The following is a 14,867-nucleotide window of genomic DNA, read 5'->3' as shown; positions in this document are numbered from 1 at the left end:
GTTTGACTCTCTGATCCGTTGGGGACTCTCGATTCCAGGGTAGGGTCAGGCACCTCCTGACCGTATTTCATACTTGTAAACGATGTTTCCGGTTTAAAACGTAAAGGATGTCCCCGGTTTCAGGAAAAAACCTCAGCCTCCTTGAAGTACGCCGCCGCCTGGTCCTTTGCCGACAGTTGCGGCGCTTCGCTCAATTGCCATTCGATAGCCAGGTCGGGGTCATTCCAACGGATGCTGCGTTCGGCTGACGGGGTGTAGTAGTCGGTAGTTTTGTAGAGAAACTCGGCGAAATCACTCAACACCACGAAGCCATGGGCGAAACCTTCCGGAACCCAAAGCTGACGATGGTTCTCGGCGGACAGGCGCACAGCAACCCATTTGCCGAAATGCGGCGAGCTTCGGCGGATATCCACGGCAACGTCGAGTACTTCACCAACGGTTACACGAACCAATTTGCCTTGGGTGTTTTCCAGTTGGTAGTGCAGGCCACGCAATACGCCTTTTTGCGAGCGCGAATGATTGTCCTGAACGAATTTGGTGTTCAGGCCAGTCGCATCTTCAAAAGCCTTGGCATTGAAGCTCTCATAAAAGAAACCTCGTTCATCACCAAATACCTTCGGCTCGATGATCAGAACACCGGGCAGGTCGGTGGTGATTACATTCATGGGGGATTCTCCAGTTGTAGGCGTAGATAACCGACATTCTTGCTCAAAGTGCACACCGAAGCGAGTGGCAGGTTTGGAAACTCATCCAGCATGTCGAGTTTGATCAGCCATTCGAGCAATAGGTGTTATTGCCGTAACGAAACCACAAACCCACTCTTTACGCTTTCTTTATGCCCTGCGTGCACCCTCGGTCTCGTTCCTTTACAGCCTCCTTTCCGACAATGACTCCACACGCGGCAATACGCCGTAACACGGAGAACTTCCATGAGCGTTCTGGACGGGGTGTCACTGCTGTTGGCAGTGGGGCTGTTCATCTATCTGTTGGTTGCGCTGTTGCGCGCGGACCGGAACTAGGAGCGGCTATGCACAGTTATGATTATTGGCTGATCCTCGCGTTTTTCGCGGTGGTATTGGTCCCGGCACCGTTTCTCGGGCGCTTCTACTACAAGGTGATGGAAGGACAGCGCACCTGGCTGACGCCGATTCTCGGCCCGGTCGAACGCGGTTGTTATCGCCTGGCCGGCGTCGATCCGCAGGCCGAACAGAGCTGGCAGAAGTACACACTGGCTCTGCTTGCGTTCAACCTCGCAGGTTTCCTGCTGCTGTTCGCGATACTGCTGTTCCAGGACCACTTGCCGCTGAACCCGCAAAACCTGCCGGGCCAGGAGTGGACGCTGGCGTTCAACACCGCCATCAGTTTCATGACCAACACCAACTGGCAGGCCTACAGCGGCGAAGCGTCCTTGAGCTATCTGAGCCAGATGGTCGGCCTCACCGTGCAGAACTTCGTCAGCGCCGCCACCGGCCTGGCCGTTCTGGTTGCGTTGTGCCGCGGCATCGGTCGCAAATCCACTGCATCGCTTGGCAACTTCTGGGTCGACATGACCCGCGCCACCCTCTACGGCCTGTTGCCGCTGTGCCTGTTGCTGGCGCTGTATCTGGTCTGGCAGGGCGTGCCGCAAACCTTCGCGCAATACGTGAATGCAGTAACCGTGCAGGGCGTTGATCAAGTGATCCCGCTGGGCCCGGCCGCCAGCCAGATTGCGATCAAGCAATTGGGTACCAACGGTGGTGGTTTCTTCGGCGTGAACTCGGCGCACCCGTTCGAGAACCCGACCGCCTGGTCCAACCTGTTCGAGTTGGCATCGATCATCCTGATTCCGGTGGCGCTGGTGTTTACCTTCGGCCACTACGTGAAGGACCTGCGTCAGAGTCGCGCGATCATCGCCTGCATGCTGGCGCTGTTCCTGATCGGCGGCGCGACCTCGCTGTGGGCTGAATACCAACCGAACCCGGCGTTGAACAATGTCGCTGTCGAACAGACCGCGCCGCTGGAAGGTAAGGAAGCACGTTTCGGCACCACCGCTACCGTGCTGTGGTCGGTGACCACCACGGCCGCGTCCAACGGTTCGGTGAACGGCATGCACGACAGCCTCAACCCACTGAGCGGTATGGTGGCGCTGGTCAACATGATGGTCGGCGAAGTGATCTTCGGCGGCGTCGGTGCCGGGCTCTACGGTATGTTGCTCAACGTGTTGATCGCGGTGTTCCTCGCCGGTCTGATGATTGGCCGTACTCCGGAATACCTCGGCAAGAAACTGCAGGCCAAAGAGGTGCAATTGCTGGTGGTGACCCTGATGGTCATGCCGATTGGCGTACTGGTGCTCGGCGCGATCGCCGCCAGCCTGCCTGGCCCGGTGGCTGCCGTGAGCAACCCTGGCGCCCACGGTTTCAGTCAATTGCTCTACGCCTACACCTCGGCCAGTGCCAACAATGGCTCCGCGTTCGGCGGCTTTGGTGCCAACACGCCGTTCCACAACCTGATGCTGGGGCTTGGCATGTTGATCGGGCGTTTCGGTTACATCCTCCCGGTCCTGGCCCTGGCCGGCAGCCTGGCGATGAAGAAAACCGCACCGATTGGCCAGAACAGTTTTCCGACCCACGGCCCGCTGTTCGTCACCCTGCTGACCGTGACCATTTTGCTGGTGGGTGGTTTGACCTTCCTGCCGACGCTGGCGTTGGGCCCGATTGCTGAACATCTGAGCATGGCCTTCTGAGGAAGTTGAAGATGAATATGCCCGTATCCAAAACCGTCGCCGTCAAGGCGCCGGAACAACCGAAAACCGCGATCTCGGCCCTCTGGCGCCCGGCGTTGCTGCAAGCCTTCGTCAAGCTCGACCCACGGCAATTGCAACGTGCCCCGGTGATGTTGGTGGTCGAGCTGACCGCGATCCTGACCACCGTGCTGTGCTTCGTACCGGACACGGCGGTACCGACCTTCGTCGCGGCGCAGATCGCGGTGTGGCTGTGGTTCACCGTGCTGTTCGCCAACTTCGCCGAGGCCCTGGCCGAAGGTCGCGGCAAGGCCCGTGCCGACAGCCTCAAGGCTGGTAGCGAAGGCCTCGGCGCCCGGCGCAAAACCAGCAACGGCACCTTTCAGGTAGTGCCGGCCACCAGCCTGCGCAAGGGCGATGTGGTGCGCGTCGAAGCAGGGGAGATGATCCCAGGTGACGGCGAAGTGATCGAAGGCATCGCGGCGGTCAACGAAGCGGCGATTACCGGTGAATCGGCGCCGGTGATCCGCGAGTCCGGCGGCGACCGCTCGGCCGTCACCGGCAATACAAGGCTGGTGTCCGACTGGCTGCTGGTGAAGATCACCGCCAACCCTGGCGAGTCGACCCTGGACCGCATGATCGCTCTGGTCGAAGGCGCCAAACGCCAGAAAACCCCGAACGAAGTGGCGCTGGACATCCTGCTGATCGGCCTGACCCTGATCTTCCTGATGGTGGTCGTGACCCTGCAACCCTTCGCCCACTTCGCCAATGGCAGCCTGCCGCTGGTGTTCCTGGTGGCGTTATTGGTCACGCTGATTCCGACCACCATCGGCGGGTTGCTGTCGGCCATCGGTATCGCCGGCATGGATCGGCTGGTACGCCTGAACGTGATCGCCAAGTCCGGTCGTGCGGTGGAAGCGGCAGGCGACGTGCATGTCTTGCTGCTGGACAAGACCGGCACCATCACCTTCGGCAACCGTCGTTGCTCGGCGGTGTATGCCGCCCCGGGTGTGACCGCCAGGGAACTGGCCGAAGGCGCATTGCTGGCTTCGCTGGCCGATGACACCGCTGAAGGCAAGTCGATCGTCGAATACCTGCGTGGCACTCATCCGCAACCGGAGCCGTCCGCCGATGTACTGACCGCCGTGCCCTTCAGTGCCGAAACCCGCTTGTCCGGTGTCGACTATCAGGGGCGTGTGTTTCGCAAAGGTGCGGTGGATTCGTTGCTGGCGTTCGTTGGCCTCAAGCGGGCTGATCTGGCTGCACCGTTGTCCCGTGAAATCGACCGGATCGCCCAAAGCGGCGGCACGCCGTTACTGGTCTGCGCCGACGGCAATTTGCTTGGCGCGATCCACCTCAAGGACGTGGTCAAGCCCGGCATTCGCGAGCGTTTTGCCGAACTGCGCAAACTGGGCATTCGCACGGTCATGGTCACCGGCGACAACCCGTTGACCGCCGCCGCCATCGCCGCCGAAGCGGGTGTGGATGACGTGCTGGCGGAAGCCACGCCGGAGAAAAAACTGGCACGCATTCGTCACGAGCAAAACGACGGTCGCCTGGTCGCCATGTGCGGCGACGGCGCCAACGACGCCCCGGCACTGGCCCAGGCGGATGTCGGCATGGCGATGAACGATGGCACGCAAGCGGCACGTGAAGCGGCCAACATGGTCGACCTCGACAGCGACCCGACCAAGCTGCTGGATGTGGTGCAGATCGGCAAGGAATTGCTGGTGACCCGCGGTGCGCTGACGACCTTTTCCATCGCCAACGACGTGGCCAAGTACTTCGCGATTCTGCCGGCGCTGTTCGCCGCGATCTACCCGCAACTGGGCGTGCTCAACGTGATGCACCTGAGCAGTCCGCAGAGCGCGATTCTTTCGGCGATCGTATTCAACGCCCTGATCATTGTGGTGCTGATTCCCCTGGCATTGCGTGGTGTGCGCGTGCAGGCGGCGAGTGCGGCGGCGTTGCTGCGACGCAATCTGCTGATCTACGGACTGGGCGGGATTCTGGTGCCGTTCGTGGGCATCAAAGCGATCGACATGCTGTTGACGGCGTTGCATCTGGTTTGACTGAACACCCCCACACCCACTGTAGGAGCTAGCTTGCTAGCGATGGGCGTTAACGATAACGCGTTCTGTCTGGATGAATGCAGTGCTCTGCGGTACATCGCGAGCAAGCTCGCTCCTACAATTCGAGGATTTTGAAATGTCCACATTGATACGCCCGGCCCTGAGCCTGTTGGTCCTGATGACGCTGATCACCGGCGTCGCTTATCCACTGGTGGTCACCGGCGTGGCCCAGGTCGCGTTCCCGGATCAGGCCAACGGCAGCCTGGTGCGTGATGCCGAGGGCAAGGTCCGTGGTTCCTCGCTGATCGCCCAGGATTTCGTCGGTGATGCCTGGTTTCACCCGCGCCCATCGGCCGGTGCCTTTGCCACCGTGTCGAGCAGTGCCAGCAACCTGTCGCCGAGCAACCCGGCCCTGGCCACTCGCGTGATCGACGACGCCAACAAACAACTGGTGCCAGGCCAGGGGCCGGTGCCATTGGCGCTGGTCACTACGTCCGGCAGCGGTCTGGATCCGCACTTGCCACCGTCGGCGATTGCCTATCAACTGGCGCGTGTTGCGGCAGCGCGCAATCTGCCGGTAGCGACACTGCAACAACTGCTGGACGCCCACATCGAGCAGCCATTGATTGGCCCGCCGGTGGTGAATGTGCTGGAGTTGAATCTGGCGCTGGAAAAACTGTAAGCCGGCGGTGCTGCCATTCGCGAGCAGGCTCGCTCCCACATCGGAATGCGTACACCTGTGGGAGCGAGCCTGCTCGCGAAGACGACCTCGGCATCACCACATCAACATCTGAAAAATGAGATCCCCAGGCATGAGCAACTCCGGCCGCGCCGACGCACTGTTAGCAGACCTGCCCCGCGATGGCCGTGGCCGGCTCAAGGTATTTCTCGGCGCCGCGCCGGGAGTGGGCAAGACCTACGCCATGTTGCAAGCAGCCCACACCCAGTTACGCCAAGGGGTGAAAGTCATTGCCGGCGTCGTCGAAACCCACGGCCGGGCCGAAACCGAAGCACTGCTTGGCGGCTTGTCGCAGCAGCCGTTGCTGCGCTCGGAATACCGTGGCGTATTGCTTGAGGAAATGGACCTCGACGGTCTGCTGGTCGCCAAACCGAAACTGGTGCTGGTCGACGAACTGGCGCACACCAACGCCCCCGGCAGCCGTCACGAAAAACGCTGGCAGGACATTCAGGAGCTGCTCGCCGCCGGCATTGACGTGTACACCACGGTCAACGTCCAGCATCTGGAAAGCCTCAACGATCAGGTGCGCGGCATTACCGGCGTGCAGGTCCGTGAAACCCTGCCGGACTGGGTATTGCAGGAGGCCTACGAACTGCTGCTGATCGACTTGCCGCCACGGGAACTGCTGGAGCGCCTGCGTGACGGCAAGGTCTATGTACCGGAGCAGGCGCGGGCGGCCATCGACGCATTCTTTTCCCAGACCAACCTGACGGCCCTGCGCGAACTGGCGATGCAAACCGCAGCGGCCCAGGTCGATAACGATCTGGCCCAAGGCTATCGCCAACTCGGTCAAGCGGCGCCAGCGGTGCGCGGGCGTTTGCTGGTAGGGGTCGACGGCGATGCCCAGGCCGAGCGTCTGGTACGGCATGCCAGTCGCGTGGCCCAACGGCGGCACCTGCCCTGGAGCCTGGTGCATGTGGACAACGGCCGCGTGCGGGACGAACAGTCGCGCCTGCGCCTGCAAAACGCTCAGCAACTGGCCGAACGGCTGGGGGGGGAAGTGGTGTTGCTGCGCGCTGGCGAGGTGGCGAAAACCTTGATTCAGCATGCCGCCGAACGCCGTGCCAGCCTGGTGCTGGTCGGCCAGTCCCGGCCGCGCTTGCGCCGACGTCTGTTCGGTGGCGGGCTGGCGGCGCGGCTGCTGCGCAATGCCCGCGGACTGGAAATCAACGTTCTCGACAGCGATCACCAACCGCATCAACCCCTTCAGCGGTCGATGCATTCACTGGTCTGGTTCGACTATGCGTTGGCCGTGGTCGCGACGCTTCTGGCCAGCGCCCTGGCCTGGGCCGTGGCGAGTGTTCTGCCACTGCCCAATATTTCACTGGTGTTCCTCGCCGCCGTGTTGCTGGTGGCGGTGCGCAGCAGTCTCGGGCCGGCCCTGGCCTGTGCGGCGCTGTCGTTTCTGACCTACGACTTTCTGTTCATTCCACCGACTTTCTCTCTCAGCATCCAGCGCGAAGAAGACGTGCTGACCTTGCTGTTCTTCCTGCTGATGGCGGCCCTTACCGGCAACCTCGCGGCGCGCCAGCGCCGGCAATTGCAGGCCCTGCGCGACACCCAGGAAGAGACCACTGAATTGCTCGACCTGTCACGCAAACTGACCGCCGCCACCGACCGCCAGGCGGTGGTCAGTGCGGCCGCCCAGCACCTCAACGGCTGGAGCGATGTGCAACTGTGCCTGCTCAATCGCGACGGGCAAAACGGCTGGAAAGTCGAAACCGGTGGCCCGCTGGCGTTCACTGAAGCCGAGCGCGCCGCCGCCGATTGGGCCTGGCAGCACGATCAGCCGGCGGGTGCGGGCACCGGCACCTTGCCGCTTGGCCGCTGGTGGTGGTGGCCGTTATCGGTGGAGGACGGCCCGCTGGCGTTGCTTGGCGTATGCGCCAGGGAAGGCCAGACCCTGAGCGGCCAGCGCCGACGCTTGTTGACCGCGTTGACCCAACCCTTGGCCCAGGCGCTGGCCCGGGCGCAACTGGCCGATGATCTGGAAGCGGCGCGGCTGCACGGCGAAACCGAGCAGTTGCGCAGTGCCTTGCTGGCGTCGGTGTCCCACGATTTGCGCACACCGTTGACATCCATGCGCGGCAGTATCGATAGCCTGCTGGCCCTGGGTGAAGCGATCCCGCTGGAGGATCGACGTGAACTGCTCGAAGGTACCCGCGATGAAGCCGAGCGCCTCGACCGCTACATTCAAAACCTGCTCGACATGACCCGGCTCGGCCACGGTGCCCTGAAGCTGGCGCGGGACTGGGTATCGCCGGCAGACATCGTCGGCAGTGCGTTCAACCGTCTGCGGGCAGTCCTTGCGCCGTTGCAGGTCAGCACCGACGTACCGGCCGAGTTACCGTTGCTGTTCGTGCATGCCGCACTGATCGAACAGGCACTGATCAACGTGCTGGAAAACGCCGCGCGGTTTTCGCCGTCCCACGGGCGTTTGCAATTGTGCGCCGGGGCGGATGACAGTGAGCTGTTTTTCTCGGTCAGCGACGAGGGCCCGGGGATTCCGGAGCAGGAGCGGGCGAAGATTTTCGACATGTTCTACACCGCGGCGCGGGGCGATCGTGGCGGGCAGGGGACCGGGCTGGGGCTGGCGATTTGTCAGGGCATGGTCGGTGCCCATGGCGGGCGCATCAGTGTTGCCGACGGCATCGAGGGGCGCGGCACCTGCATCACGTTGCACCTGCCGCTGCAGGCTCAGCCGGGATACGAGAGTGAAGCCTGATCGTGCTTGCGCTACTCTCTCTTGCCACTTCTTTTTTGTGTTGATGTGAATTCATGAGCCAGACCGCGACCATTCTGGTCATCGACGACGAACCGCAGATCCGCAAGTTCCTGCGCATCAGCCTTGTTTCCCAGGGCTATAAGGTGCTCGAAGCCGGCACCGGCAATGACGGATTGGCACAGGCTGCGTTGAACAAACCGGACTTGCTGGTGCTCGACCTCGGCTTGCCGGACATGGACGGCCAACAGGTATTGCGCGAATTTCGCGAGTGGTCGACGGTGCCCGTGCTGGTGCTGTCCGTGCGCGCGGGTGAAGGGCAAAAAGTCGAGGCACTGGATGGCGGCGCCAATGACTACGTGACCAAGCCGTTCGGCATTCAGGAATTCCTGGCGCGGATTCGTGCGCTGTTGCGCCAGGCGCCCGTCGGCGAGGTCCAGCAAGCGGCGCTGACCTTCGGTCCGTTGACGGTCGACCTGGCGTATCGCCGGGTGCTGCTCGACGGTATCGAAGTTGCGCTGACTCGCAAGGAATACGCCGTGCTGGCGCAACTGGCGCGGCATCCCGGGCGGGTGATCACCCAGCAACAATTGCTCAAGGACATCTGGGGGCCGACGCACACCGAAGACACTCATTACCTGCGCATCGTGGTCGGGCACTTGCGCCAGAAACTGGCGGATGACCCGACTCGACCACGGTTCATCGTGACTGAGGCGGGGGTGGGGTATCGGTTGTTGAGTGAGGAGGTCTGAAATTTTGTGGTGACTGATCTGGCCCCATCGCGAGCAGGCTCGCTCCCACTTGGGGTCAGGGCCAGACACAAACGTTGTGAACACCGAAGATTTACTGTGGGAGCGAGCCTGCTCGCGAAGAGGGCACTACAGTAAATCGAAAACCTTCAGACATTCAGTTCTGCTCATTCTCATACCGATCCAGCGTATCCCGCGCAATTTCCCGTCCCAAAGCGATCAGCTCCGGCGCCTTGTAGAACTCGAAAAAGCGGCACACGCGCTTGGGCACGTTGATCAGGATGTCCGGCGGATACCCGGCAATCTTGTACTGTGCCAGCGACGTCTGCATCACCTCGAAACTCTGGTTGATCAAATCCAGCAAGGACGCCGGTCCTACGTTGTCGATGATGAACGAGCCGGTGGCGGAGCGGGGCGCACCACTGGTTTCCGGAGCGGCCGCGGGTTGCTGCCCCTCGGGCTCGGCGGACTCGATCCACGGGTTGAGGTCCGCACCTTCGGCCTTCAAGGCTTCCTGTTCCAGAACCAACAATTGTTCAGCCTGTTTGCGCCGGAACGGCAACTTCGAACCGACGGAATTGATCAGGCTGTCGAAGCGGGTCTTGAAGGCGGCGGGACGCTGGATGACCGGCAATTGATAGTGGCGCTGGTTGGTGGAGTTGAGGTTGACTGCGATGATCAAGTCGCAATGGCTCGACACCACCGGCACGATCGGTAACGGGTTGAGTATGCCGCCATCCACCAGCATGCGGTTGCCTTGCATCACCGGGGTAAACAGGCTGGGAATTGCTGCCGAGGCGCGCATGGCCTGATGCAGGCAACCTTCCTGGAACCAGATTTCCTGCTGGTTGGTCAGGTCGGTGGCAACCGCGGTATAGGGGATACGCAAATCTTCGATGTTGATCTCGCCGACGATCCTGCGGATTTGCCCGAAGACTTTCTCGCCACGAATCGCCCCCAGTCGAAAACTGACGTCCACCAGACGCAGCACGTCGAGATAGTCCAGGCTCTCGATCCAGTCGCGGTAATCATTGAGTCTGCCAGCGGCATAGATCCCGCCCACCACCGCGCCCATGGAGCAACCGGCGACACAGGCGATGTCATAGCCGCGCCGTTCGATCTCTTCAATGACGCCAATATGCGCGTAACCCCGGGCTCCACCCGAGCCCAACACCAGTGCGACACGCTTTTTCATGAATCGCCCTCGTTTGAATGGTTCAACAATGCACCCATCGAGGGTCATGCTTCAATCGCCATGGTCGTTCGATGGGGCAGGAGCGTCGTATTTTCGACACTCCATGGCGGCACATGATTATTCTCGTCGGCGCTATAGTTTGCACAAGGGACCAACGGCACTTTTCAGGTGCCACACCGTCTTACCTGCATGACTGTTGACCTATCTTTGAGGAGTGAGTGATGAAAGCCTGGATTTGCGTGCCATTGATTGCCCTGGCGCTCGCCGGTTGTGCCGGCAAAACCGCCTACCGCGACAGCTGTGGCAGCCAACTCGATGCCGCCTGGCGTGAGCTGGACCTGGCCAAGGCCGAAGGTTTCGCCGGGACTGTCAGCTACTCCAAAGCCTTGTCGCTGTTGACCGCGGCCAAGACCCAGCAGCAATTCGAGGGCTTCGAGGGCTGCTCCCAGAAGGCCGAGAAGGCCCGTTTCTATATTCGTGAATCGCGCGCGGGGCGTTGAAGGCAAAAAGCAGCGCCAGGCTCTAAGCTTCGAATTGCAAGACTCATCGGGCTTGCAATTCGTAGCCTGGAGCCTGGCGCTGTTTACGGAGTAAACCCCCATGATCGATCGGTTGGTGGCTCAAGTTCTGGGCCTGGAAGTTCGTCTGCTGGCCTGTCAGGCCCGCTTGAAAGAGCGTACTGACCCTGAAGCGTTACACGATCTGCGCACAACCATGCGTCGGCTGCGCAGCCTGTTGCGGCCCTTGCGCGGGCTGCCCGGTGTTGAACAACTGGAAGCGGCAGCCTCCCGGGTGGGCGAGTTGACCACGCCATTGCGTGATCGCGAAGTGCTGGCGGCGTACCTGCTACAGCACCATCAACCCCAGGCCGCACAGTGGCGCATGGCGCAAATGACCGAGGCCTATCCGGCCGTGGCGGCCAGCCCGGAGCTCGCGCAATTGCTGATCGTCCTCGATGCGTTTCCGCGTTTTCTGCGGGCCGCCCAGCGTCAGGGATTGCTCAAGGGCCTGCGCAAGCGCATCGAAAAGCGCTTGGGCAAACAGTGGAAAATACTCGACGAGGCGCTGCACGACCCGGCCCACGACCGTCATCGCTTGCGCTTGCTGATCAAGCGCGTGCGCTATGGCATCGATGCTTACCCCGAACTGGACCGTTTGCCGAAAGCAGCCATGCCCCGGTTGAAATCGGCCCAGGGTGCGCTGGGTGACTGGCACGATTGTGTGCAATGGCTGGCCATGGCTGAACGGGAAGCGGATTTGCAACCCTGTGTTGCAGTCTGGACCGTCACCATGGCCGAAGCCGAAAGCCGTGCAGACCAGGTACTGGAAAAGCTCAGCAAGGCCTGTTTCAAATCCTGAAAACACCGGAGATCCATTGTAGGAGCGAGCCTGCTCGCGATGAGGTCGTGACATTCAACATTGATGTTGGCTGTCCGGGCGCTATCGCGAGCAGGCTCGCTCCTACAGGGTTATATGTTCGGCACGAGCCTTTTGCGGCTCATCTGTCAGTCAATTTGGCCGGAATAGGCGATGTATCAACTTCGCTGACTGGTTAAGATCCTTTCGTCTTTTTATCGATCCTTGAGGTTTTCATGCGTTTTTCCGAACTGCTTGACGCTGTCCGTAGCCAGCCGCTTGAGCTGTCTATTCCGGCCTCCTGGGCCCAGGGACGCGCCACTTTTGGTGGCCTGGTGGCCGCCTTGCAGTACGAAGCCATGCGTGCCCGGGTGCCGGTGGACCGTCCAGTGCGTTCTCTGGCAATCACCTTTGTCGGCCCGGTTGAACCCGAGGTTCCGGTCAGTTTTGAAGTCGACGTGTTGCGCGAAGGCAAGGCGGTCAGCCAGGTGTTGGGCCGGGTGATGCAGAAGGGGCAGGTGGTGACGTTGATCCAGGGCAGCTTTGGCGCCTCACGCCCTTCGGAAGTGGCGGTGGCCGCGCAATCGGCACCTGAAATGAAGCACTGGGACGAGTGTCAGGAATTGCCTTTTGTCGAAGGTGTCATCCCGGAGTTCATGCGGCATCTGGCGATGCGCTGGAGTGTCGGCGGTTTGCCGTTCAGCGGTAGCACATCCCGGCAAATGGGCGGCTGGGTGCGCCTGCGCGGCGACGTGAAAGAAGAGGCCGTCAGCGAGGCGCATATCCTGGCGCTGGTGGACGCCTGGCCGCCGGCCCTGATGCCATTTCTGAAGAAACCGGCGATGGGCAGCACACTGACCTGGACCATCGAGTTCGTGCAACCGTCGCTGGAACTGAACACCCTGGAGTGGTGCAAATACCTTGTCGAAACCGAGCACGCCACCGACGGCTACGGGCATGCCGCCGCGAAAATGTGGAGCGCGGATGGTCGGTTGATCGCCATGAGCCGGCAGACGGTGACGGTGTTTGCCTGATCAGTGACGGCGGTGGCGCTCGCGCCAGGCGCGCCACCAGCCACCGCTGAGGAAGAACCGCGGAAACGTCAGGAACTGCTCGACCATCAAGCGCGATATCGCATCCTTGCGGTCACTGAAGGGTTCGGCGGCTTGCGTCTCCAGGCTGTGGCCGTGACGTTGCAAGGCCAGCGCGGCGATCACACCGATCAAGCCGATGGCGATGTTCGCCAGGCTCAGGCTGAACACCCCGGAAACGATCAACAGAAACGCCACGATGAACAGCGGTACCGCGATCAGGTGCAACACCAGATTGGTCGGGTGCTGATGATTGTTCGGGTACGCTCGCCATTGCCAGGCGGGAAGGTTGGGGTGACGTTTGCCCATGATGCTGATCCTCGATCCATGTTGAACTACATGATTGAAGGATAGGCCCGGTAAATGCCGGCGGCGAATCAAGGATGGCTATAGAGCTGATAGGGGGGCAATGGTCAAATTTGATGTCGTCAAGGCAGACGCCTTCGCGAGCAGGCTCGCTCCCACAATGAGTCTGTGTTGAACCTGAAATTGCGGATCACTGAAGATCCTCTGTGGGAGCGAGCCTGCTCGCGATGGGGCCCTTACAGTTTCAGCTGACCTATCGCCTTGCTCAACTCCCCGGCCAATGCCGCCAGCTCATTGCTGGTGGTTGCCGAAGTCACCGTCTGCTGCACGGTGTTCTCGGTCACGTCACGGATGCTCACCACCGCCCGGTTCATCTCTTCCGCCACCTGGCTCTGCTGCTCGGCCGCCACCGCGATCTGTGTATTGCTTTCACGCATCTGCGCCACCGCGCCGGTGATCTCGGCCAATGCCGCGCCAGCCTCTTGCGCCTGTTGCACGCAGTCGTCGGCCTTGAACGAGCTCTCCTGCATGAAATCCACGGCGTCCCGCGTTCCGGCCTGCAACGCTGACACCATGATGGTGATTTCGTCAGTGGAGGTCTGCACGCGTTTGGCAAGGTTGCGCACTTCATCGGCGACCACGGCAAACCCGCGACCCATTTCACCGGCCCGGGCTGCTTCGATGGCGGCGTTGAGTGCCAACAGATTGGTCTGCTCGGCGATGCTGTGAATCACGTTGACCACGCCGTTTATCTTCTGACTGTCCTCGGCCAGGCGCTGAATCATCTCGGCGGTCTGCTGGACACCTGTGGACAGTCCGGCAATCGAGTGCTGCACCCGTGTCACGACCTCCTGGCCGCTGCCAGCCAGGGTATCGGCCGATTGCGAAAGGTCCCGGGTGGCACCCGCGTGTTGGGCGATGTGATAGACCGTTGCGGTCATTTCATTGATCGCCGTGGCGGCTTGATCGGTTTCGCTTTGCTGGCCCAGCATGCCGTGGCGCACTTCATTCATGCTGGCCGCCAGCCGTGCGGCACCGACGTCCAGTTGCCGGGCGGTGCTGGCGACGGTGTTGACCACCCGTTGGTACCCGGCCTGCATGGCATTGAAGGCGTTGGCCATTTGCCCGACTTCGTCGCTGCAAGCCAATGGCACGCGGGCTGACAGGTCGCCGGTTTTCTCCACATGCAGCATGACGTCTTTCAAGGTGTTGAGCTGACTGAGCAGGAAGCGGATCAATAACTGCGATGCGCCAAGCATTGCCAGCATCAGGATGAACACCGCCAACGCGTAGTTGGCGAAGCGCTCGCTGAACACCTGGCTCAGGCTTGGACCATAGGCAATCACGGCGACCTGCTGGTCGCCGGTGCGCGAGAACACTTCGGCACCCATCAACGGATTGTCACCGAACAGCGGCATTGGGTTGATCTCGACCCAGCCGTTTTCATGGGTGAGTTCCGGCACGGTTTGCCCATTCAGTGACGGCGCCTGACCGCGATTGAACGTCAGCAGATTATCGGCCTTGGGCAGCGGTTGCCCGGCAGGCCAGGCGCCAAGCAATCGCGCCTGTGACTGAGCCGAAGCCCGGGATGCATGACTGCGGGCCTGTTGTTCGAGCTGCACGGCGTACAGCACCAGTAAAAGCGTGGTGATGAAGGCGACAGCGTTGACTGCCCAGAATTTGTATTTCAGCGAGATATTGCTAAGCCAGGCACCCATGGAGGTCTTCTCTGATAGCGGAAACAGTTTTGGCAAGGTGCCATTATTGTGCTGCTACTCAGGTGGCTGAATTTTGATACAGGTCAACGAGCCCCCATTACTCCGGTGGGAGCGAGCCTGCTCGCGAAAGCGGTAGACCTGTCCTATGTGAGGCGACTGTCAGAACGCAATCGCGAGCAGGCTCGCTCCCACAGGGGATT

The 14,867-nt window shown here is 61.3% G+C and carries 13 protein-coding genes; 9 read left to right on the top strand and 4 right to left on the bottom strand.

All coding sequences use genetic code 11. The features are described from left to right. Positions 1-119: 119 nt before the first annotated feature. The gene (gene rfbC / locus ACEN8E_RS21700; RefSeq protein ID WP_008017830.1) at positions 120-665 is read right to left on the bottom strand and encodes a dTDP-4-dehydrorhamnose 3,5-epimerase; all 546 of its coding nucleotides are present in this window, start codon (positions 663-665) and stop codon (positions 120-122) included. A gap of 264 nt (positions 666-929) precedes the next feature. Here rfbC and kdpF point away from each other — a divergent pair, with 264 nt between their 5' ends. From kdpF to ACEN8E_RS21670, 6 genes are all read left to right on the top strand, one after another. Beyond that, positions 930-1,019, top strand: a complete 90-nt coding sequence (gene kdpF / locus ACEN8E_RS21695) for a K(+)-transporting ATPase subunit F (protein WP_007899818.1) — start codon at positions 930-932, stop codon at positions 1,017-1,019. An 8-nt stretch (positions 1,020-1,027) separates the two neighbouring features. Further along, complete coding sequence (kdpA, locus tag ACEN8E_RS21690) at positions 1,028-2,722, top strand: potassium-transporting ATPase subunit KdpA (protein ID WP_495589803.1); 1,695 nt, start codon at positions 1,028-1,030, stop codon at positions 2,720-2,722. A gap of 11 nt (positions 2,723-2,733) precedes the next feature. Next, positions 2,734-4,791 carry a potassium-transporting ATPase subunit KdpB gene (gene kdpB, locus ACEN8E_RS21685; RefSeq protein ID WP_495589802.1) on the top strand — a complete coding sequence of 686 codons (2,058 nt, stop codon included), beginning with the start codon at positions 2,734-2,736 and terminating at the stop codon, positions 4,789-4,791. Positions 4,792-4,927: 136 nt separating this feature from the next. Next, entirely contained in the window at positions 4,928-5,473 is a 546-nt protein-coding gene (kdpC, locus tag ACEN8E_RS21680; RefSeq protein WP_495589801.1) for a potassium-transporting ATPase subunit KdpC, read from the top strand. 130 nt (positions 5,474-5,603) lie between these two features. After that, complete coding sequence (locus tag ACEN8E_RS21675; protein ID WP_495589800.1) at positions 5,604-8,255, top strand: DUF4118 domain-containing protein; 2,652 nt, start codon at positions 5,604-5,606, stop codon at positions 8,253-8,255. A 53-nt stretch (positions 8,256-8,308) separates the two neighbouring features. After that, entirely contained in the window at positions 8,309-9,004 is a 696-nt protein-coding gene (locus ACEN8E_RS21670; RefSeq protein WP_495589799.1) for a response regulator, read from the top strand. A gap of 154 nt (positions 9,005-9,158) precedes the next feature. Here the strand turns inward: ACEN8E_RS21670 and ACEN8E_RS21665 are convergent, their stop codons facing one another. After that, on the bottom strand, positions 9,159-10,196 hold the full coding sequence (locus tag ACEN8E_RS21665; protein WP_495589798.1) for a patatin-like phospholipase family protein: 1,038 nt from the start codon (positions 10,194-10,196) through the stop codon (positions 9,159-9,161). Positions 10,197-10,417: 221 nt separating this feature from the next. On the opposite strand from ACEN8E_RS21665, the gene ACEN8E_RS21660 reads away from it, so the two are divergent. From ACEN8E_RS21660 to ACEN8E_RS21650, 3 genes are all read left to right on the top strand, one after another. Continuing rightward, positions 10,418-10,696, top strand: coding sequence for a hypothetical protein (locus tag ACEN8E_RS21660; protein ID WP_095056711.1), 279 nt, complete (start codon positions 10,418-10,420; stop codon positions 10,694-10,696). A 100-nt stretch (positions 10,697-10,796) separates the two neighbouring features. Further along, entirely contained in the window at positions 10,797-11,555 is a 759-nt protein-coding gene (locus tag ACEN8E_RS21655) for a CHAD domain-containing protein (protein WP_495589797.1), read from the top strand. 233 nt (positions 11,556-11,788) lie between these two features. Continuing rightward, positions 11,789-12,586, top strand: a complete 798-nt coding sequence (locus tag ACEN8E_RS21650) for an acyl-CoA thioesterase (protein WP_495589796.1) — start codon at positions 11,789-11,791, stop codon at positions 12,584-12,586. Here the strand turns inward: ACEN8E_RS21650 and ACEN8E_RS21645 are convergent, their stop codons facing one another. Together ACEN8E_RS21645 and ACEN8E_RS21640 are read right to left on the bottom strand one after the other, a co-directional pair. Next, on the bottom strand, positions 12,587-12,952 hold the full coding sequence (locus ACEN8E_RS21645; RefSeq protein ID WP_495589795.1) for a terminase: 366 nt from the start codon (positions 12,950-12,952) through the stop codon (positions 12,587-12,589). 233 nt (positions 12,953-13,185) lie between these two features. After that, positions 13,186-14,667 carry a methyl-accepting chemotaxis protein gene (locus ACEN8E_RS21640; protein ID WP_495589794.1) on the bottom strand — a complete coding sequence of 494 codons (1,482 nt, stop codon included), beginning with the start codon at positions 14,665-14,667 and terminating at the stop codon, positions 13,186-13,188. Between the last annotated feature and the right edge of the window lie 200 nt (positions 14,668-14,867).

This window comes from Pseudomonas sp. Pseusp9 (assembly GCF_059491265.1).
This window is presented reverse-complemented; position numbering and strand designations above follow the sequence as displayed.

Coding starts and splice junctions, on each gene's coding strand:
- rfbC (WP_008017830.1), bottom strand. CDS start 665: ATGAATGTAATCACCACCGACCTGCCCGGTGTTCTGATCATCGAGCCG.
- kdpF (WP_007899818.1), top strand. CDS start 930: ATGAGCGTTCTGGACGGGGTGTCACTGCTGTTGGCAGTGGGGCTGTTC.
- kdpA (WP_495589803.1), top strand. CDS start 1,028: ATGCACAGTTATGATTATTGGCTGATCCTCGCGTTTTTCGCGGTGGTA.
- kdpB (WP_495589802.1), top strand. CDS start 2,734: ATGAATATGCCCGTATCCAAAACCGTCGCCGTCAAGGCGCCGGAACAA.
- kdpC (WP_495589801.1), top strand. CDS start 4,928: ATGTCCACATTGATACGCCCGGCCCTGAGCCTGTTGGTCCTGATGACG.
- ACEN8E_RS21675 (WP_495589800.1), top strand. CDS start 5,604: ATGAGCAACTCCGGCCGCGCCGACGCACTGTTAGCAGACCTGCCCCGC.
- ACEN8E_RS21670 (WP_495589799.1), top strand. CDS start 8,309: ATGAGCCAGACCGCGACCATTCTGGTCATCGACGACGAACCGCAGATC.
- ACEN8E_RS21665 (WP_495589798.1), bottom strand. CDS start 10,196: ATGAAAAAGCGTGTCGCACTGGTGTTGGGCTCGGGTGGAGCCCGGGGT.
- ACEN8E_RS21660 (WP_095056711.1), top strand. CDS start 10,418: ATGAAAGCCTGGATTTGCGTGCCATTGATTGCCCTGGCGCTCGCCGGT.
- ACEN8E_RS21655 (WP_495589797.1), top strand. CDS start 10,797: ATGATCGATCGGTTGGTGGCTCAAGTTCTGGGCCTGGAAGTTCGTCTG.
- ACEN8E_RS21650 (WP_495589796.1), top strand. CDS start 11,789: ATGCGTTTTTCCGAACTGCTTGACGCTGTCCGTAGCCAGCCGCTTGAG.
- ACEN8E_RS21645 (WP_495589795.1), bottom strand. CDS start 12,952: ATGGGCAAACGTCACCCCAACCTTCCCGCCTGGCAATGGCGAGCGTAC.
- ACEN8E_RS21640 (WP_495589794.1), bottom strand. CDS start 14,667: ATGGGTGCCTGGCTTAGCAATATCTCGCTGAAATACAAATTCTGGGCA.